20 protein-coding genes and 1 pseudogene are annotated in these 19,135 nt (G+C 68.7%); 3 read left to right on the forward strand and 18 right to left on the reverse strand.

Going from position 1 to position 19,135, the window contains the following annotated elements; translation table 11 throughout:
* Positions 1–6: 6 nt before the first annotated feature.
* The 6 genes and pseudogenes from DI276_RS10395 to DI276_RS10415 all read right to left on the reverse strand — a co-directional run bounded on the left by DI276_RS10395 (position 7) and on the right by DI276_RS10415 (position 4,953).
* Positions 7–1,132: pseudogene (locus DI276_RS10395) on the reverse strand (IS30 family transposase).
* 228 nt (positions 1,133–1,360) lie between these two features.
* A complete protein-coding gene (locus DI276_RS10400; RefSeq protein WP_112263050.1) occupies positions 1,361–1,585 on the reverse strand; it encodes a tyrosine-type recombinase/integrase in 225 nt (74 codons plus the stop codon).
* 27 nt (positions 1,586–1,612) lie between these two features.
* Positions 1,613–2,770 carry a cytochrome P450 gene (locus tag DI276_RS10405; protein ID WP_112263051.1) on the reverse strand — a complete coding sequence of 386 codons (1,158 nt, stop codon included), beginning with the start codon at positions 2,768–2,770 and terminating at the stop codon, positions 1,613–1,615.
* Positions 2,695–3,099, reverse strand: coding sequence for a cytochrome P450 (locus tag DI276_RS10410; RefSeq protein WP_232836565.1), 405 nt, complete (start codon positions 3,097–3,099; stop codon positions 2,695–2,697). Before DI276_RS10410 ends, DI276_RS10405 begins: the two co-directional genes overlap by 76 nt.
* On the reverse strand, positions 3,096–3,917 hold the full coding sequence (locus DI276_RS49840) for a cytochrome P450 family protein (protein WP_157984621.1): 822 nt from the start codon (positions 3,915–3,917) through the stop codon (positions 3,096–3,098). The genes DI276_RS10410 and DI276_RS49840 overlap by 4 nt, the downstream gene beginning before the upstream one ends.
* 4 nt (positions 3,918–3,921) lie before the next feature.
* Entirely contained in the window at positions 3,922–4,953 is a 1,032-nt protein-coding gene (locus DI276_RS10415; RefSeq protein WP_112263053.1) for a glutamate decarboxylase, read from the reverse strand.
* Between DI276_RS10415 and DI276_RS49845 the strand changes: the two genes are divergently transcribed.
* Together DI276_RS49845 and DI276_RS10425 are read left to right on the forward strand one after the other, a co-directional pair.
* Positions 4,947–5,360, forward strand: a complete 414-nt coding sequence (locus tag DI276_RS49845) for a hypothetical protein (RefSeq protein ID WP_157984622.1) — start codon at positions 4,947–4,949, stop codon at positions 5,358–5,360. The genes DI276_RS10415 and DI276_RS49845 overlap by 7 nt on opposite strands.
* Positions 5,361–5,794: 434 nt before the next feature.
* On the forward strand, positions 5,795–6,256 hold the full coding sequence (locus tag DI276_RS10425) for a hypothetical protein (RefSeq protein ID WP_157984623.1): 462 nt from the start codon (positions 5,795–5,797) through the stop codon (positions 6,254–6,256).
* A 271-nt stretch (positions 6,257–6,527) separates the two neighbouring features.
* Here the strand turns inward: DI276_RS10425 and DI276_RS10430 are convergent, their stop codons facing one another.
* The gene (locus DI276_RS10430) at positions 6,528–6,815 is read right to left on the reverse strand and encodes a hypothetical protein (protein WP_112263056.1); all 288 of its coding nucleotides are present in this window, start codon (positions 6,813–6,815) and stop codon (positions 6,528–6,530) included.
* 786 nt (positions 6,816–7,601) lie between these two features.
* Here DI276_RS10430 and DI276_RS10440 point away from each other — a divergent pair.
* Positions 7,602–7,847 (forward strand): isoamylase, encoded by a 246-nt coding sequence (locus tag DI276_RS10440; protein ID WP_332874633.1) that lies wholly within the window; start codon positions 7,602–7,604, stop codon positions 7,845–7,847.
* Here the strand turns inward: DI276_RS10440 and DI276_RS53360 are convergent.
* The 11 genes from DI276_RS53360 to DI276_RS10495 form a co-directional block, all read right to left on the reverse strand.
* The gene (locus tag DI276_RS53360) at positions 7,784–8,275 is read right to left on the reverse strand and encodes a hypothetical protein (RefSeq protein ID WP_408610528.1); all 492 of its coding nucleotides are present in this window, start codon (positions 8,273–8,275) and stop codon (positions 7,784–7,786) included. The genes DI276_RS10440 and DI276_RS53360 overlap by 64 nt on opposite strands.
* A 108-nt stretch (positions 8,276–8,383) precedes the next feature.
* A complete protein-coding gene (locus DI276_RS10450; RefSeq protein WP_198680548.1) occupies positions 8,384–8,788 on the reverse strand; it encodes a carboxymuconolactone decarboxylase family protein in 405 nt (134 codons plus the stop codon).
* Positions 8,785–10,242, reverse strand: a complete 1,458-nt coding sequence (locus tag DI276_RS10455; RefSeq protein ID WP_112263059.1) for a class I adenylate-forming enzyme family protein — start codon at positions 10,240–10,242, stop codon at positions 8,785–8,787. The genes DI276_RS10450 and DI276_RS10455 overlap by 4 nt, the downstream gene beginning before the upstream one ends.
* Before the next feature lie 73 nt (positions 10,243–10,315).
* Entirely contained in the window at positions 10,316–11,695 is a 1,380-nt protein-coding gene (locus tag DI276_RS10460) for a CoA transferase (RefSeq protein WP_112263352.1), read from the reverse strand.
* Positions 11,695–12,477 (reverse strand): class I SAM-dependent methyltransferase, encoded by a 783-nt coding sequence (locus tag DI276_RS10465; protein WP_198680549.1) that lies wholly within the window; start codon positions 12,475–12,477, stop codon positions 11,695–11,697. The genes DI276_RS10460 and DI276_RS10465 overlap by 1 nt, the downstream gene beginning before the upstream one ends.
* A complete protein-coding gene (locus tag DI276_RS10470) occupies positions 12,468–13,943 on the reverse strand; it encodes a class I adenylate-forming enzyme family protein (RefSeq protein WP_198680581.1) in 1,476 nt (491 codons plus the stop codon). The genes DI276_RS10465 and DI276_RS10470 overlap by 10 nt, the downstream gene beginning before the upstream one ends.
* 11 nt (positions 13,944–13,954) lie before the next feature.
* Positions 13,955–15,220 (reverse strand): protoporphyrinogen/coproporphyrinogen oxidase, encoded by a 1,266-nt coding sequence (locus DI276_RS10475; protein WP_112263062.1) that lies wholly within the window; start codon positions 15,218–15,220, stop codon positions 13,955–13,957.
* Positions 15,217–16,140 (reverse strand): UbiA family prenyltransferase, encoded by a 924-nt coding sequence (locus DI276_RS10480; protein ID WP_112263063.1) that lies wholly within the window; start codon positions 16,138–16,140, stop codon positions 15,217–15,219. Before DI276_RS10480 ends, DI276_RS10475 begins: the two co-directional genes overlap by 4 nt.
* Positions 16,137–16,781, reverse strand: a complete 645-nt coding sequence (locus tag DI276_RS10485) for a class I SAM-dependent methyltransferase (RefSeq protein WP_232836566.1) — start codon at positions 16,779–16,781, stop codon at positions 16,137–16,139. The genes DI276_RS10480 and DI276_RS10485 overlap by 4 nt, the downstream gene beginning before the upstream one ends.
* A complete protein-coding gene (locus tag DI276_RS10490) occupies positions 16,778–17,899 on the reverse strand; it encodes a DegT/DnrJ/EryC1/StrS family aminotransferase (protein ID WP_112263064.1) in 1,122 nt (373 codons plus the stop codon). The genes DI276_RS10485 and DI276_RS10490 overlap by 4 nt, the downstream gene beginning before the upstream one ends.
* A complete protein-coding gene (locus DI276_RS10495) occupies positions 17,896–18,957 on the reverse strand; it encodes a DegT/DnrJ/EryC1/StrS family aminotransferase (RefSeq protein WP_232836567.1) in 1,062 nt (353 codons plus the stop codon). Before DI276_RS10495 ends, DI276_RS10490 begins: the two co-directional genes overlap by 4 nt.
* Positions 18,958–19,135 lie beyond the last annotated feature (178 nt).

The following is a 19,135-nucleotide window of genomic DNA, read 5'->3' on the forward strand; positions in this document are numbered from 1 at the left end:
AACTGATCAACTGGCTTGGGCCAGGAATTTAGTCAAGCGCTCGGCTGGGGTGTCCCAGCCGAGCGTCTTGCGTGGGCGGCGGTTGAGTTGTGCGGCGACGGCGGCGAGATCTTGGGCGCTGTGGGCTGAGAGGTCGCTGCCTTTGGGGAAGTACTGGCGTAGCAGGCCGTTGGTGTTCTCGTTGGAGCCGCCTTGCCAGGGGCTGTGGGGGTCGCAGAAGTAGACGGGCATGCCGGTGGCGATGATGAACTCGTGGTGGCGGCCCATTTCCGAGCCTTGGTCCCAGGTCAGTGACTGGCGCAGATGTGCGGGCAGGGTGGAGATCGTGTGGATGAGGCCGTCGCGGACGGTCTCGGCGTCGTGGCGTGCGGGCAGGTGCACGAGCATGACGTAGCAGGTGGCGCGTTCGACCAGCGTGCCGATCGCGGAGGTGCCGCCACCGCCGATGATCAGATCGCCTTCCCAGTGCTCTGGCACCGCGCGGTCGGCGGCCTCGGCGGGCCGTTCGCTGACCATGATCATCGGGTGGGTGAAGCGGGGCCGGCGGGCTTCGCCGGTGCGGCGGGGTTTGCGGATGGTTCGTCCGGTGCGCAGCGCTCGGGGCCAGCTCGCGGCGCAGTTCACCGCGGCCTTGCAGGTAGAGGGTCTGCTAGATCGTCTCGTGGGTCACGTGCAGCTCCGGCCGGTCGGGATGATCGCGGCGCAGCCGGCGGCTGATCTGTTCGGGACTGCACCGGTCCTCCAGCATGCCCTGCACCAGATCGTGCAGTTCGGGGCAGGCCGTGATCTTGCGCGTCTTCGGGCGCGGGCGCTGCTTGTTGGCACGGTCCTGGGCGGCGTACGGCCGATAGTCACCCGAGCCGGGATGGGCGTCGTTCTTGATCTCCCGGCTGATCGTGGACGGTGGGCGGCCCAGCTCTGCCGCGATCGCTCGTTGCGAGCGCCCCGCGCGCAGCCCGTCGGCGATCACGATCCGCTCGTCGATCGAGAGAAACCGGCCTTTCGACGGCGCAGGCCGGACGGCCGGCGGTCGATCCGCCTTCCGTCCGGCCTGGCTCTTCCGTCCGTACCGCCAGCGATGCCCGGTCCGCCGGTTGATCCCGACCACCCGGCACGCCTCGGCCGTGCCCATACCCTTCGCCACAAGATCAAGATATTGACGGCGCTCGGCCACCAGCTTCGTACATCCCTGCGGCGACCGGTCCTTGCGGATCTCGAACACTGCAACCCGTGAACAACTCAGGTGTTGCAACGATCCCTAGAACCCAAGATGAGGGGCCTTCCGGTTTTTCGCACACACCAACAACTCCCCGCACCGGCCTGCGGGACACAAAGCCGTACACAAACGGGCTCTACAAGGTCAGTCAGTCTCCCTCGGCAGGAATAGACCGCTGATGGTCTCCGCGGCTTCCGCATCGCGGTCTGGGATGTCCTCGGTGTAGGTGTCGAGGGTGAACGCGACCTTCGAGTGACCGAGCCGACTACTCACGATCTTCGGGTGCACCCCTGATCGCAGCGAGATCGTGGCGTAGGTGTGCCTCACATCGTGCAGCCGGATGAGCGGCACCTTGGCCCGGTCCACCAGCCGGTTGAACCGGCTGGATCGTCGTGGTCACCAGACGACGTTCAGCGGGCCGGGGAGGCGCAGCTTCCATCCGTGCGGGGCCGGCCGCCAACCCGGTGCGGGCCGCAGGCCCGGCAATCGGTCCAGCAGCACGTCCACCGACGTGCGCGCGACCGCCATCACGAACTGGAACGCCGGGCACCCGTGCGGCCCCGCGCCGAAACCCAGGTTCGTCCGGACGTCGCGGTGCACGTCGAACCGGTCCGGGTCGTCGAACACGCGCTCGTCCCGGTTCGCCGATGCCACTCTCACCGAGAGCGTCGCCCCGGCTGGGACGTCGGCGCCGCCGAGGGCCACCGCACGGGTGGTCCGCCTTGTCACGTTGCCCAGCGGCGGAGTCCACCGCAGTGCTTCGTTGACGGCGGCGCCGACGAGCCACCTGTTGTCCGACACCTCGGCGAGGACCTCGCGGTCGGCGAGCAACGCGCTCAGCGTCCACGCGCCGACCCAACCCGCCTGTAGCTGAGCTTGCGCGAGTTGCTTGAGCACGGGCAGCAAATCCGACTCCGGCCGGGGTTGGCCGGTGGGGCGGTGGGCGTGCACCGCGTGTGACAGCACCGAACGGTCCGGTGCGGCTCGCACCCGTACCAGCGCGCGTGTGAGGACGTCGTCCAGGTCGGCCATCGCGTCCGCCACCGCAGTCTCCTCCTCCGGGTCGCGGCTGAAGTTGGTGAGTGCGTCGATGAGCGCGATACCCCACCACCGCAGCCGGTCGGCGTCCGCGTTGTCCACGCCGGACAGTTGGGGCATGCCGCAGCGTGGCGACGGGCTCGAAGTACGCCGACACCAGCTCTGCTTGCCCGTCCGAGGCCAAGTCGGAGAGGATCTTCTCCGCCCATGGCCGGACGATGGCGTCCGCGTGATCGTTGACGCGGTGCGGCGCGTAGTCGGTTCGATCGCCTGCCGCAGGTCCTGGTGCGCGGGGCCGTTCAGGTTCATCAGCGGTGGTCCGCCGCAGAGCCGGACCACGGGCGCGGCCGGGATGTCGGTGGTGAACGTCTCGGGGTCGTCCCAGCGTGTCGCCAGCCACTGGTTGACCTCCGGTAGTAGGCACACGGGCTGTCCCGCCCTCAGCCGCGCGTACACCGGGTACGGGTCGGCATCGAGTTCCGCGAGCAGGGATCTCCGCGTCGTTGGTCCGGCCATGACGCCCTCCTCTCTGCCGCGTCCCACATCGCGTCGATCGGTCCCGGCAGCCGCAGCTTCCAGTCGTGCGGCGCCGCTTGCCAACCAGGTGCCGGCCGCACGTCTGGCATCCGCTCCAGCAACACGTCCAGCGCGGTGCGCGCCACAGCGGTGACCAGCGGGTGCGCCGGGCAGTCGTGCGGCCCGACACCGAACCCGAGGTGCATGCGGACGTCGCGGTGTCGGTCGAACCGCTCAGGTTCGGTGAACTCCGCCTCGTCCCAGTTGGCCGAGGCGATGGCCGCCGCGATCATGCTGCCCGCCGGGATCTGCCGGCCGCCGAGTGTCACGTCCCGTGTCGTGCGCCTGCCCAGCACGCCGACCGGACCGCTCCACCGCAGCGCCGAGCAGTGTCCGGTCGGCGCGGATCGCGACGAGCTGGTCCGGCTCCGACCACAGCGCCACCAGAGTCCAGCCAGGCAGGCTCGATCACGCTCAGCGCGATGTGCTTGAGCACCGGCAGCACGTCGGCGTCCGCCTGGGCCTCTCCACGCCGGTTGGCGTGCAACAGGTGGGAGATCACCGATCCGTCGGGCTGCTCCCGCAACCGCTGGACAGCGGCGGTGACCGCCGCGTCGTCGGCCATCACGGCGGCCGCCTCAGTGTCCACCGCTGGGTCGCGCCCGAAGTTGTTCGCCACCTTCGTCAGCGCTTGTCCCCAGCGGCGCAGCGTGTCCGCGCCACCGGGACCGACGCCGAGCAGCGTGGCCTCGGCGATAGCCGCGACTGGCTCGAAGTAGTCGGCGGCCAGGTCGGCGCAACCCGCCGGGAACACCTCGTCGGCGACCCGGTGCGCGACCGGCCGGGCGATGGTGTCCACGTAGTCGTTCACCCGGTGGGCGTCGTAGTCGTGCCGGAACGCCTCCCGCACGTCCTGGTGCGACTCGCCCTCCCTCAACAACATGGGTGTCCCACCGCACACACCGTGCATCGGCGACGCCGGCTGGTCGGTGGTGAACCGCTCGGTGTCGGTCAGCACGGTGTGGACGTCGTGCCAGCCGGTCACCAGCCACTGGCGGGCCTCCGGCACCCAGCTGACGGGCTCTTCCCGGCGCAGCCGGGCGTAGGCGGGGTAGGGGTCGGTCTCCTGTTCCGAGATCGTGACCACGGCGTCAGTCCGCGAACGACAGCGCGGTCGCCTCGGGCAGGGGGAACGGGTGGCTCCCCAGCCGTTCGGCGTGCTTGGCGAGGCTTTCCAGGAACTTCGCCGCGAGGTCGAGCGTGAACCCTTGCCTACACACGACGCGGAGCACGTGGACGTGCTCCAGGTCTGGCGGCAGGCTGTAGGCGGGCACGTGCCAGCCGTCGCTCTTGAGCGCCTCGGACAGGTGGTACACGGTGAAGCCCACGGCTTCCGGGTCGCGCAGGCGGAAGGCCACCACCGGCAGATCCTCGCCGTCGCCGACGATCTCGAACGGCCCGACGGCTTGGACGCCCTTCGCGACCTGACGGGCGACCTCCTGGCACCGCTGCGCGATCATTTGGTAGCCGGCCAGCCCGTTGCGCAGAAACTGGTAGTACTGCGCGATCACGCCCGAGGCGGGCCGCGAGAAGTTGAGCGTGAACGTGGGGTGGTGGCCGCCGAGCACGTTGCAGTCGAAGACGAGCGACTCGGGCAGGTACTCGGGATCACGCCACAGGCACCAGCCGGACCCTGGGTAGACGAGACCGAACTTGTGGCCGGACGCGTTGATCGAGACCACCCTGGGCAGTGCGAAGTCCCAGGCGAAGTCGACGTCGAGGAACGGCGCGACGAATCCGCCGCTCGCCGCGTCGACGTGCAACGGGACGTCCACGCCCCGGTCCGCCGCCACACCGTCGAGTGCGGCCGCGATCTCCGCGACCGGGTCGTAGCGCCCGTCCTGGGTGCTGCCGAGCACCGCGACGACGCCGATCGTGTTCTCGTCCACCGCCTCGGCGGTGAGCGCCGGGTCGAGGATCGTGCGGCCCTCTTCGAGCGGCACCATGCGTGCTTCCACGTCCCAGAAGTTGCAGAACTTCGGCCAGCAGACGTGGACGTGGCTGCCGAACACCATGTTGGGCTTGCCGGTGCCGCCCCGCTCCCGCCAGCGGCGCAGCATGGCCAGCCCGGCGAGCTGCCACTGGTGGAGCAGCCGATGAACCGGCCGTCGTCCTCGTGCCACAGGTTCGCCAGCGCGTTGATGCACTCCTGCTCGATGTCGGAGCTGGCCGGGTACTCCTCGCGGTTCATGAGGTTGATCGCGGCGGTGTCCGCGTAGATCCGCTCCAGCTCCGGTTCGGCTACCGTCGTGCAGAACGTGGCCAGGTTGAGGGCTGCCCGACCGTCGAGCAACAGCCGCGAGTGCACGATACCCGCCGCGACGCCCGCGGGCATCGGGTTCTCAGGCAGCCTGCCCTTCGGGATGACGTCGTCGTCGATCCGCTGAGCGAAGACAGGAGCGATCTGCAGATCCTGCTCGTCGGTGATCACGCGCTGCAAACTTATGGCGACCTCATTCTTCGGGGATCCAAGGAACGGTATGAGGTCTATCGAGACCTCCGGATAATTGGTTATCCACTATTCAGGTGACACTTGTCCGCCGATTGGTGATAAAAATGTGATCACACTTCTAGCGAAACTAGTCAGGTGCAGATTCAAAATCGATTGACGTTCACCTGATGGTTCGGCGCGAACGAGTGAACGGCGTTGTTTTGATGACTCAGCGTGAACGGGTTGCCTTGCTTTGCTACTGCGTTTCGGCACAGTGACTGTGCTGCAGCATGGCGTGCCGAGAGTGACCGGCCCCTGCGCCCGCCCACAACGAGCCGCCGCGAGCACCGCGTCCATCCTCTTCCTGCACCACGACGAGACCAGGTTTGTCCAGCCAACCGCCACCTGGGCGAACAAGATCACCATTCACTCGACTCGGTGCACTTCGGCGGAGCTCTGGCCGAGTGATGCACAGGGTGCTTACGCTCCGGTTGGGGCAGTCCGACCGATTCAGGCTGTGCAAGGGAGACGAAATGGTGCGTCTGCGTTTGCTCGGAAATGTTGCGTCGGTCGGTGTTCTGACCGCGACTCTCCTTGTCGGCGTGTTCGTCAGCCCCGCCAGTGCGTGTTCGTGCGCGATCGAAAGTGAAGCGGAACACTACGAGCGCGCGGATCATGTGTTCACCGGAACGGTTCTCCAGAAGACGGTCGAGCGTGGCCACAAGGCCGATCCGTTCGACGATCTGCATCGCTATGCGGTGCGCGTCCACGAGGTGCTCAAGGGGGAAGTTCCGCGGCACGTGAACGTCATCACCACCGTTCACAGCGCCATGTGTGGCATCGAGCTGGCCAAGGGTTCCGAATATCTGATCTTCGCGTTCGGCGATTCCAGTGACCGGCGGGTGGAGACCAACCTGTGCAGCGGCACCAGGCTCGTTTCACAACGGCTCGGCTCGATCCGCTCTGAGGCTGGAATCTGTCACGTCTCAAGCTAGTGCGGCCCCCTGCGGGGGCGCTGGCCGTCACCTTGATCCGCGAAATATCGCCGAGAGTCGCGCCGGATCACTGCGGCAGGATGTGATTGCGAATGTGCGAGTCGTAGGTCGACCACGTCATCGCCGTGACGCGTGCGCCTGCGACCACTCCTGGATCCACTCGTCGATCGTGGTCTTCGCGAGCCTCGGGTCGACGAACCGCTGCTGCCGCTGGTCCGACTCCACGCCGGCGGCACGGTTGTCCGTCGCCGCTTTGGCCTCAAACCCCTTCTCAGAGAAAAATTGTTCCGTCGTGAAGCCGACAGCGAACGCGAAACGCGTCGCCATGCTTCTCAACCCAGGCCATGGTGCCCTTTCTGAGCACCTGCGCCACCGCGGCTGCCGCCGCCGGATCGCCGTGCGGGGTCTGGCTGATCGCGTGGGCGATGCTGCCGAGGCCGGTCAGCAGTTCCGAGGCGTCCCCGGACGTGCTGCCCAGCCCGCTGGAGAACACCACCAGCAGCGTGACCTGCCTGCCCCGGCGTGCGGCCAGCTTGCGCAGCACCTCGTTGCCGTGCACGCCGGCGCTGTGGTCGAGGTCCGTCCAGAGACGTTGCTGGAGTGCCTGTGCGCCGTCTGCGAACGCGCCCGCGCACAGGCACGGACGTCCAGTAGGAGGGTGAAGTGAACCCGGAGGAGTTACATCTGATCGTTCGATCGCCGTCGCGATCTTGTCCAGTCTGGGGAACACCCGGCTCCTGACCTCACCGTCCCTCATTCCGCGTGCGACTCCTTCCACATCCTTTCGGACACTCGAACGTGAGGTCAGACATGAGCTTCGATGCCGAGAAGCGCCCGGATGCGTTGCGCGAGCGTCGCGCTCCGTGCGGCGGCCGGGCTGAAGCAGAGAGACGATCTGCCTGCCCTCAAGGATGTTGCGGCTCTGGCAGATGAAACTGAGGGTAAGCCGGGCGGCGTGGTCATGGTCCTCCACCAGCCTTCTGGGCGGTCGCCACACACCGCGCCGACGCCGGTGGAGTGGAGCAGGTCCCGGACCAGCCCGTTGTCCTCGTGGCAGGAGACGGTGCGGCTGCGACGACTCAACGCTGACGTGTCATGGCGGCACCGATCTTCCCGGTGCACCGCTCTGCCGCGCGGGCGGAGAGTTGAGTCGGCCCGGCAGTCAGCCAGACACTTCGAAGCTGTCACCTGCAAGACCACCCGATTCGGCGACTGTGCCGTCCGCACAAGCGCGTCGGTTCGTCCAGTGCGGTACTCATCGGCAGGCTGTTACAACACGGCAACCGAGAAGCGCGAAAGGAACAACGACTCAATGATCCGGATCGTGCCTGCTAAGGACCAGCAAATGCGGGTGACCTGGACGCTGCCCCGGCATGAGCCGCCAGGACCCGTCAGCGTGGTCGGCGACTTCAACAACTGGACGCCAGGAGCGACCGAACTCCGAGCCCGCTCCAACGGCAGCCGCACTGCGACGGTCGTCATGCCGCGGGGCACCACCCTGTGCTTCCGCTACCTCGGCTCGAACGGTCACTGGTTCGACGACGAAGACGCGGGCGCACGCGACGACCACGGCTGTCTGATCACCGTCTGACGCGAACGCCAGAGCCACAACGATCCCGCGTCGGCGGGACGCCGCGACACAGCGCAGCGGTGTTCACGACATGGCCCCGGCGCTGGTCGCGAGCGATCTATCTTGGGGTTGCCCCGTTTTGACGGACAAGGTCGATGAGGTGTGATCACGCTACCTGATCGGCTGGCTGGTATCGGGTGGCTTCGTAGGCGGCGGGGCTGAGGTAGCCGAGGCTGGAGTGCCTGCGGCGACCTCACCTGCCCGACCGGACCGGCCCGGCAACGGATCACCCGCATATCATGCCCAGCCCTCGATGTACTCGAAGATTGCCTTGTGCGCCTTGGCTTTGTGGGCCAGGACTGCCGGTCGAGGAGTTCGGTCTTGATGGTGGCGAAGAACGACTCGGCGAGCGCGTTGTCCCAGCATTGTCCCTTCCGGCCGACGGACAGCCGGACTCCGGCATCGCCGGCAGCTCGTGCGTACTGGCCAGAGGTGTATTGACAGCCCCTGTCGGAGTGAACACGCTTTCGCCTGACGCGGCCGCGGGCAGATCCCCGTCATCCGAGACGAGTGCTGATCGCCAGCCGGTTGAAGGCGTTTGCCACGACCGCGGTCCACAGCAGGTCGGCGACACCCTTCTCACCAAACTCGCGGCGCGCGTCGTCCAGCACGGATTGTGGCACCTGGCCGTCGCGCACCAGCGTCACGACCTCGGCGACGGCGAACGCCGCACGCTCGCGTCCGGTGAAGTCCGGATGGGTGCGCCACGATGCCAGGTTCTCCAGCCGTTCCCCGGTCTCGCCCGCCAGTGCCGAGTGCAGCCGGACGCAGAAAGTGCACCCGTTGAGCTGCGAGCACCGAAGTTTCACCAGTTCCCGCAGCCCTGCGGGGAGAACCGCGCTGTCGTCGACGGTCTTCGCCAGCACGCCCAGCGCCGCGTAGCGCGTTCCGTGGGGAGTCATGCGTTCGCTCCACATCGATCGGCGGCGACCCGCGCCAGTGTGCGGTGGCAGACCTTGCCGGTGCGGCCCACGGGCAGGTCGGGCAGGGTGAGCAGGAACTCCGGCAGTTTGGTCCTGGCCAGTCCCTGAGCGGACAGGAACGCGATGAGGCCGGGGAGCTCGAGGTTCTGTCCATTGCGGACGGTCACGATCGCGCAGAGCCGTTCGCCCAGCTCGGTATCCGGCACCGGCACGCACGCAACCTCGCAGACCGCCGGGTGTCCGCCGATCGCCAGTTCCACTTCGGCCGAGCTGATCGTGTAGCCGCCGCGAATCACCACACGTTTTCCCCTGCCGGTGACGTGCAGCCGACCCGCACCGTCGAAGTGGCCGCGATCGCCGGTGCGCACCCAGCCGCCGTCGAGCCGATGGCGGGCATCCAGTTCGGGTGCGCCGACGTAGCACAGTGGCGTCATCGGGCCGCGTGCGCAGATCTCGCCGTCGACGATCCGGATGTCGCACACGGCGGGGTCCGGCACGCCCACGCCGTTCTCGGGTGTCGTCGTGTGGCAGTTCACACCGTCTGACGAGCCGTAGACGGTGATCATGTCGACGCCGAACCGTGCGCGAGACGCGGCGAGTGTCGCGGGGGGCAGCACGTCGCCGCTCGACACCAGCGCGACGAGGCCAGAGACATCGAGGCCGGCGGGGTGATCCGCGAGCCGCCGCCACATCGCCGGCACCGCGAACACGTGTGTCGGACGGTGGTCGGTGATCAGCCGCAACGCGGTGCCCGGAGCGAACTTCCGGGTGAGGATCAGCGTGCCGCCCAGACAGCACAACGTGATCGGCACGCCGAACGAGCCGAACGACGAGGTGAGCGAGACGAGCACGAGGTCGCGAGGCACAGGCGAGGAACCGTGCACTGCCCGCAGGTAGTTGGCCCGCCCACCGGCGAACGCGTTGTGCGAGTAGGCGACCATCTTCGGTTCCGCCTCCGAGCCGGACGACAGCAGGATCTTCGCCGGCGCCTCCGGGTGGGGTCTTGCGCGGTTCGGAGTGCCAGAGCGCTCTGTTCCACTCACCACCCCACCGGCGATCAGCGCGCTCGCGCCGGCGCGGGAGAGCAAGGTGTCGGCGCCCACGGGCAGCGGCAGCACCACCGCACCCACCGCGAGCACCGCCAGCTCGGCGACGACGGCGGCACGGCCATCGGGTTCCTGGACACCGATGATGTCCGTGGTGCCGTACGGCAGCCGGGTCGCAAGCGCTTGCACGAGCAGATCCAGCTCGGCGTAGGACAGCTCACCCTCGTCGTCGATCAGCGCCGTGCGGTTCGGATGTTCCCGGACCCGGTCGCGGAACAGCGAGTGCAGGTCGCGGTCCGGGCAGTGCCCTCGGGCGACCCAGTCGCGGCGCAGCTCAGCGGGGACCAGGTCCCGCAGAACCATCCCGGCAGCGGACACCCACGTCATCCGGACTCCTTCGTGGACAGCTCGACGTTCAGGCCGCGAGGGGTGAATCTCCCTGCTTCAGCGGGGAGAGAAGTCAAGACGTGAACTCCCATGGCGAGGAGACCAGGACGCAGTCCTCCCGGATGAGAGCACGGGCGAAGCGGAGGTCCGCGGCGAGTGCGGTCAGGTCGTCGCACACCGGCACGGTCAACGGCTCGGCGCATCGGCGCCTCTGCCAGGAGTTCAGCCTGCAGGCCGCGGACAACAGCGACGAGTCGACCCGCGTGGCACCGCGGGTCAGCGCGGCCACGATGCCGTGTGCGCACACGACTGCGCCGAACACGTCGACGATCGTCATCAGCGATGGCGGAACCCCGCTGTAGGCCTGCACGACGAAGTCCGTCCCCAGCGGCGGGTTCGGACCGAGTTCGGTGCCCCAGCCCGACGCGTGCGCGTACACGATCCCTGGTCTCACGCGTGCGAGATCGGCGTGCCGCAACGACCACTGCTCCGCCTTGCCCGGCGCCCAGTTGTGCAGGAACACGTCCGCACTCGTCGCGAGCTCGAGCGCCTCCCGCCTCCCGCCGGCCGTGCTCAGGTCGATCTCGACCACGTCCTTGCCCCAGTTGAGCGCGCGGAACCGGGCCGAGGTGTCACCGGCCATCGGCGGCACCCAACGCGACGGGTCCCCGCCCGGCGGCTCGATCCGCAGCACGGTCGCGCCGAGCAGTCGCAACAGGTGCCCGGCCAGCGGCCCCTGCACCCGGCGGCACGACTCGAGCACCACCAGCCCCGACAACGGAAGCAGCCCGGACAACGGAAACTCGGCCGGGCATCCACGCCGGTGATGGACGCTCACGCCGCTCAGCTCGAACGCGGGCACGTGGCAGACGGGCTGATCCGATACGCGCACCAGCGTCATACCGGTCGAACGGGCCACGTCGGTGATCCACGCCATCGGGTGTGCGGCGAGCACTTCGGGCAACAGGGGCAGCGGACAGGTCGCGGTCGCGAACCGGTGCAGGAACGAACGCCACCCTTGTGACACGGCTCGGTCGTCCGCGCCGAACGCGGCCCAGAACCGTTGCCACACCGATGGATCGAGGGCCTCGAGCTCGAACGAGACCCCTTCGGCCGAGCGAAACGGCGGCCCGCCGGGGGAATGCGTTTCAGCCGGGTCGTCCGCTGTCGCCGCCGCGAGGTACTGCGCGACGGCGAGCAGGGCGGCCTGGGCCAGCGAGGTGGACACCGCGTACAACGGCATTCCCCGCGCCTGGGCGAAGGTCAGCGCGCGAGCGCCCAGTTCCGCCAGTTCCGCCGCGACGATCGAGGCGTAGTCGAGGCCGAGTGGCGTCGGCCGTCCGAACCGGCGGCCGTGCACGTGCATGATCCCGCACGCGGCCTGCACGTCCTGTTCTCCCGCCAGCGGCACGTCGACCGGGCCTGCCACGGACACCACTTCGAGCGGAAGCATCACGCGGGCCTTCTTCCGTGCACCGAATAGACGACGCAGGACGACGCGCGGAACCGCGAGTCCGCCATCACCGCGCGCACCCCGGCGAGCTGCTCGTCGGTCATGCCTGCCGCGATCAGCTTGTCCCGCAGGTGATGTGTGTGATGCACCAGCAGCCGCACACCCGGCGATCCCGCGCGCCACGGGAACAGCGCGGGCACCGGGTCCACATCGACGAGCCCCGCGGCCACCATCGACGCGGCGACCCGCCTGCCCCACGTGCCGTCTCCGCCCGCGGTGCGGAACGTCCGCTCTTTGGCGGCCAGGAAGGTCTCGTAGAGTTCGGCCGCCCGTTCGTCCGGTGCGAGCAGCACCGGGCCGTAGGAGATGTCGAACTCGTCGATCTGCAGCCACCCTCCGGGTTTCAAGGCGCGCACCAGCTTGCGCAGCACGGCCTCGCGTTCCGGGAGGTGCTGCAACACCAGCCGCGCATGGATGAGGTCGAACTCGTTGTCCGGCAACGGGTCGTGCACCACGTCGTGCCGAAGGACCGTGATCCCGTGCGCCGGTGTGACGTGCTCCGGTTTGATGTCGGTGGCGAGCACCGAGCCCGCGCGGGCAGCGAGCCAGTGTGCGATGCTGCTGCCGCCCGCGCCGACCTCGAGACAGCGCCAGCCCCGATCGACACCGGTCTCAGCCAGCCGTGCCAGTGTGATCGGGTCGTATGCCTCGCTGAGACACCGATGCTGTTCGGTCGCGTGCACGCTGTGGTTGTCGAAGACGTAGGTCGTCGTCACGTCCACCTCCCCGATCCGTTCGTGTCGGCGGCGCCCACCAGCCGCGCCAGCAGTTCGAGTCGTCGCACCTTGCCGGTTCCGGTCCGCGGTACGTCGTCCCAGCGCATGACCACGGGCTCGGTCATCGGTGGCAGGCCGGCAACCGCGAGCCGCCATTCGGTCAGGTCCAGTTCGGTATCGGTCACCACCACGGGAATCGGGTGCCTCCCGGAGGCTGCGAGCAGGACGCACTCCGCCACGCCGGGCAGCCGGTCCTCGACGGCGTCCTCCACGGCGAGGCAACTGAGTCCGGCCACTGTGTCCACCTCGCGGTCCAGCAGCGTCACCGCGCCGGTGCGGCTCACGATGCCGAGGTCGCCGGTGTTCCACCACGGCCCGTCCGCCTTGGCGTCCCAACGATCCTGCTCGCCGACGTAGCCCGCGCACCGGGCGCGGGTGCGGGCGAACAAGAGCCCCGCGGTGCCGCGCGGCACCGGGGCCAACGTGTGTGGATCGACTACGCGCAGTCGTGCCATTCCCGGAATCGGTCTGCCGAGATCGCGGGTCGTGTGCGCGGTGCGCCGGGTGAGGAACCGGAACGAGAGCGGCCCGGTCTCGGTCTGCCCCCAGCCCTGCATCCACAGTGGACGTCGGTGGTGCGACGCGCGCAGCATCGTTCTGATCACCGGCGGGTGCATCGCGTCGTAGGTGCTGACGAACCGGCGGACGGCGTGGAACGGGTTGTCCGGCCCGGCGGCGAGCGGCCGCCAGCGCGTGTAGGCCGCCGGCAGTGCCTCCAGCACCGTCGGCGGGTGCGCGCCGAACACGCGCGCCGCCGAGGACGCGTCGCTCAGCAGCACGATCTCGCGCGGCGCGAGACACAGCGCTGATGCAGTCCAGCAGAACGTCCGGCCGTGCGCATACGAACTGGCGTTGCCCATCACGTCATCACGCCGGGTGCCGATGACCGGCCAGCGCACCGACTCCGGTCGCGCGAGCCTGTCGATGATCGTCCGGGTGGTGTGCACGACCAGCTTGGGCACCCCGGTGGTGCCGGAGGTGTGGTTGATGATCAACGGAGCGTCGTCGTGCCTGCGGTGGGGCGCGGGCGGCCTGGCCGCGGTGAAGTCGTCGATCCGCAGCACCCGCCGGGCACTCACCGCCCTGTCGGTCACCACGAGCGTCGGATCGAGGCGCTTCACCAGGGTTTCCAGCGTGTCGCCGGGCAGATGGCCGGACAGCAACGCGGGCACCGCGCCGAGCCGCACCGCCGCGCACGCCAGCAGGTCGTAGTCCCAGTGGTTGCGCTTGACGACGGCGACCCGGTCACCGGGCCGCACCCCCGCTTCGGACATCCATCCCGCGGCGTCGAGCACCAGATCGGCGAGCTGCGCGATGGTGAACGTGTCGCCCCGGGCGGGCGCGATGTCGAACGGCCGGTCCAGGAACACGGTCGTCGCCGCGCCGGCGCACTGCTCGAACAACGTCCCCATGTCGTGTGGCTTCACACCCGCTCCTTCTTCCGGGCCAGGCGATGCGCCGCGCGCACGCCGGACCGCACGGCCGCCTCGCTGCACGGGCTCAGGTACACCCAGTCACCCGCGTAGTCGACGACCCCACCCAGCCCCGCCTCGAACGAGGACCGCAACGCGAGCGCCCGTGGCGTCGCCTCTGGCAGCGCGCACCGGAACCGCCGCACGATCGCCCGGCCGGTCGCCGCGCGGAGTCCGGGCACCAGACGTTCCGCGGTGTCGGTCAGTCGCGCCACCACTGCCTCGTCGGGTGCCCGCATCAGGTCCCCGGTGACTGACGGATGAGCCATGACCGTGACCAGGCCCCGGTTCTCCGGCGCGCGGCCGGAGTGCTTGAGGTGGTCGAAGATGATCGTGGAGACCGTGCCGTTCTCGGCGGTCGGAACGACCACCGCGTAGTCACGACGGCCCAGCGGCCGGTCGAGCAGCAGATGCACCTTCACCACGGACGAGAACGAACACGCGTCGATGAACTCCGATCCGTGCTCCGGGTGCACGAGGCGAGCCACCGGAGCAGGCACGGCCAGCACGACCGAACGGGCGCTGATCTCGTTGCCACCGACGAAGATCCGGGCCGAGCGACCGTCGTCGACCACCCGATCGACCGCGGCCGAGGTGGTGACGTCCACCCGCGACGCGACCGCGCGCGCGAGGGTGTCCATGCCGTCGCGGTAGGTCCGCCAGGTCGATGCCGGACCGATCGAGGTGAGCAGCGCGAGGAACGGCGCGACGGCGGAACGTCCGGGATCCCAGCCGAAGAAACCCGACACCAGCGGCTGACACAGATAGTCCAGCAGGTCACCCCGGCACGCCTCTGCGACCGTGGCGTGCGACGAGTCCTCCGGACGTTCCAGGTCGAACCGCCCGCGCAGCAACCGCAACAGCTCCAGGCGGGCCCGCACGGGCAGGCCCGCGCCCGTGACCAGGCCGCGTGCGCTCGCGACCCCGGACCGCGCCCGGCCACGCCACATCGCGATGCCCCGGCCGATCCTTGGCACAGCGCCGCGGTCGATGCCGAGCTCTCCCAGCAGCCTCCACGTCTCCGGGTAGCCGGCCGCCGGGATCTGCTCGGCACCGCTGTCGATGAGGAAGCCGTCCTCACGCACCGTCGTCATCCGGCCGCCCACCACGTCGGCCGCCTCGAACACCCGCGCCTCCCTGCCCGCTGTGCGCAGCCGGAACGCGGTGGTCAGTCCGGCGACGCCGGCGCCGATGACGGCGACATCGAGGTCGGTCACCTGATCACCACCAGGTTCACGACGACCAGCGCCGCCACGGTGATCCGGTGGATGCGGATGCCGAGCATTCTGGCCCGCAGGATGTCGTGCTGGGCGAACCCGATCCACACCTGCCCGGCCCGCAGCACGATCGTCGGCAGCATCGCGAGCGGGAACCACCACGGACCGTCCAGCACGGGCACCGCCAGGATCACCGCGAGCTCGGCCACCGACACCGCGATGACGAAGAACATGTTGCCGCGCGGTGAGGTCAGTGCCGCCACGGTGGGCCTGCCGACCGACCGGTCACCCACCACGTCGTTGGTGTTGGAGTACACGCCGAACAGCAACGGCCCCAGCCCGAACAGCAGCGCCTGAGCCAGCACGAAGCCGTCGATCCGGCCGGTCGCGAGGCCGTACGGCGCGAGCACCAGCGCCCAACCGAGCCCGGCGATGAAGAACTCCTGGAAACCGTGATAGCTCAGCTTGACGCCCCACGAGTACTGAAGCGAGAAGAAGTACGTGACCGCGATCAGCACAACGGTCCACAGTGGAACGTGCGGTGCGATCGCGATGGCGGCGAGCCAGAGCAGGGCGCCGATCACGCCTGTCACCTGGGCGAACCGCAGCACCTGGTCCTCGGTCAGCGTGCCCGCCACCAGCGGCTTGCGACATCGCCTGCGGGCCGGGTCGTCGGGTGAGTAGTTGGTGACGTCGCTGCCGTCGCGGTAGCCCGTGAGGTCGTCGAGCGCCACCATAGCGGCGATCACGAACACCTCGCCCAGCAGGAACACCGCGGTGGTCGTGAGCACGCCCGCGTCGAACCGCAGCGCGGGGACGAGCGACGTCCACACCACGACCACGCCGAGGTAGTAGTCGAGGATGTCGAGCTTCGCGAGCCGGAAGTAGGCGGCGCCACGGGCTCGCGTGATCGCGGTCATCGGGGGTCCTCCAACGCGATCAGCGCGGTGAACGAGCGGTCGCCGCCATAGGCCAGCTCGTGCCGTTCGACCAGCCGGGAACCCGGCACCAGCGCGAGATAGTCGTCGAGGTCGCGCAGTCGCGAGTACCGGCCGACCGGGATGTCCGCGTGCTCGTACTCCACCAGCACCAGGTGCCGCGCCGCGCCCGCGATCGCGCGGCACGCCTTGGCTATCTCGTCGTCGTCCAGCACGTGCATCAGCACCCACACACAGACCGCGACGTCGAACCTCTTGTCCCGCCACGGAAGCCGCTGGACGTCGGCCTGCAGGAACTCGACGCCCGGCAGGTGGGCGCACGCCGCGCGGGCCAGCTCGAGCATGCGCGGAGTCATGTCGATCGCGGTGACGGCGTCGGCCCGCGCGGCGATGGCCGGCGTGATCCTGCCCATGCCACAGCCGATCTCCAGCGCGGACTCGATCGGGCCTAGGGAACGCAGGTGGTGCGTGACGAGCTGACGAGTCCGGATGGTCGTGTCCTCGGCTAGCTCAGCCGGCTGCGAGGCACGCATGACGCGAGCCAGTCCGGAGCGCTCGGCCCTTCTGCGCCACTCCTCCGCGATCTCGTCCGGTGCGGGAATCCGGGTTGCCTGGACCTTCATGGTGACTCCTTGGCGAATCGGCACACCGCGTCCGCGATGCGTTCCACCTGCACATCGGTCAGATGCGGGTAGATGGGGATGGCGAGAGTGCGCCGCGCGGCCAGTTCGGCGGCGGGCCAGACGCCGCCGCGGACGTACGGAGCGAACGCACGTTGACGCGGAAGTGCCGCGGGATAGTAGACGTGCGATCCGATGCCTTGTGCGGCAAGGTGATCGCGCAACGCATCCCGGCGCTCGGCGAGCAACGAGTAGACGTAGAAGCATCGTCCGTCGCGGGCACGCGGCGGCGCGAGCACCCCGCAGCCGGCCAGTTCGGCGAAGCGGTCGGTGTAGTACTCGCCGATGCGCGCCCGGCGTTCGAGCCGTTGGGGGAAGGTGGCGAACCGGTGCAGCTGGAACGCCGCCATGATCTCGTCGAACCGGCTGTTGCAGCCGATGCGGTGGTGCACGAACCGCGTCCTCCCGTCCTGGCCGTGATTGCGCAGCATCCGCACCGCCGCGCCGAGTTCAGGGTCGGCGGTGACTACCATGCCGCCCTCCCCCGGCATTCCGAACGTCTTGACCTGCACGAACGAGTAGATGCCCGCATCGCCCCACATACCGGCCGGCGTGCCCTCGAGCATGCCTCCCTGCGCGACCGCGGAGTCCTCGAGCAACCGGACGCCAGCGCTGTCGGCGAGCCGGCGGATCGCGGGCATGTCGGCCATCACCGAGAACATGTGCGCGGGCATGATCACCTTGGTGCGCGGGGAGATCAGCCGAGCGATCTCGGCGGGATCGGCGACCATCGTCCACGGATCGACGTCGGCGAAGACCGGGACGGCTCCGAGCATCGCCGGAGCGGCGGCGAGCGGCGCGCAGCCGAACGCGGGCACGATCACCTCGTCGCCAGGACCCACGTCCATGGCGCGCAGCACCAGCGACAGCGCCGCGGTGCCGCTGCCGCAGGCGATCGCGTCGGCGGCACCCACCGAGCCGCGGATGACCTCCTCGAACCGCGCGGTGTGTCCACCGAGGATGAACTTCTGCTCCGGCGCCAGACCGATGCTCTCGACGACGCCGAGCAACACGTCCTGCTCGTCATCGAACAGATCAGGCGGGAAGAACGGCAGGGTCATGACCGTCCCCGGTAGAATTCGCGAATTTTCCCGCAGACCATTTCAACGTCCACATTGGACATATCCGGGTAGAGAGGCAGAGCGATGGCGCGCCGGCACGCCGCCTCGGCATTCGGGAAATCACCAGGACGATGTCCCAGGTCGCGGAAACAAGGCTGCAGGTGCAGAGGCACCGGGTAATAGATCTCGGTCTGCACGCCCTGCGCCGACAGGTGTGCGGCCAGCTCGTCGCGAGCCTCGGCTTCGATCACGTAGACGTAGAACACGCCACTCGGCCGGGCTGTGGGCAGCTTGCGCACGCCGGGCAGTCCCGTGAGCAACTCCGTGTAGTGCGCGGCAAGCTGCGCGCGGCGGGCGATGTCCGCGTCCAGCCGGGTGAGTTTCGCCAATAGCACCGCGGCCTGGATGTCATCCATTTTGCTGTTCATTCCCGGCAGCCCGGTCTCGTTCGAGATACCGGGGAAATTGTCGATCGTGCGGCCGAACCGGCCGTGGTGGCGCAGTGCGCCGACCATGTCAGCGATGCGCACATCGTTGGTGAGCACCGCGCCGGCGTCGCCGATCGCGCCCAGTGTCTTCGTCGGGAAGAACGACAGCACGCCGCCCACCCCTAGCAGACCGGCATGCGTGCCGCGGTGCCGCATCCCGATCGCCTCGGCACTGTCCTCGACCACCGTGAGGCCAAGCCGCCAGGCGACGTCGAGCAGCCTGTCGATGTCCACGAGCTGGGAGAACAGATGCACCGGCATGACGAACCGAGTGCGTTCGCGGACGACTTCGGCCACCGAGGCTGGGGCGATGCCGTACCCGTCGGGCTCGATGTCGGCGAAGACCGGGCGGCCCCCTGCGAGCACAACCGACGACGCGGACGCGACGAACGAGAAGGCGGGAACGACCACCTCGTCGCCTGGCCGCAAACCGGCCGCCCGCAGCAGCAGTACCAGCGCGTCCGTGCCGCTGTTCACCGCGATGACAAAACGGGCGCCGGTGTAGGCGGCCAGCGCGGACTCCAGCTGGGCGACCTTGTGACCGTGTGAGTATTTGCCATTCTCGATCACGTCGACAATGTGTTGACGAGCCGTGGGCCACACTTCTGCGAATGTGGCCGATTGCATGTGAAAAGGGACCGACAGCGTACCCACCTCCGGCGGCGATAGACCGTTTCCGAGAGTAGGACAAATTATCGGACCGGTGATCCGGTTCACTCTTCCTGGTCAATGATGACTGGCTGGCATT

Origin of the sequence: Lentzea terrae (assembly GCF_003265345.1) — a bacterium.
Taxonomy (GTDB): Bacteria; Actinomycetota; Actinomycetes; order Mycobacteriales; family Pseudonocardiaceae; genus Lentzea; species Lentzea terrae.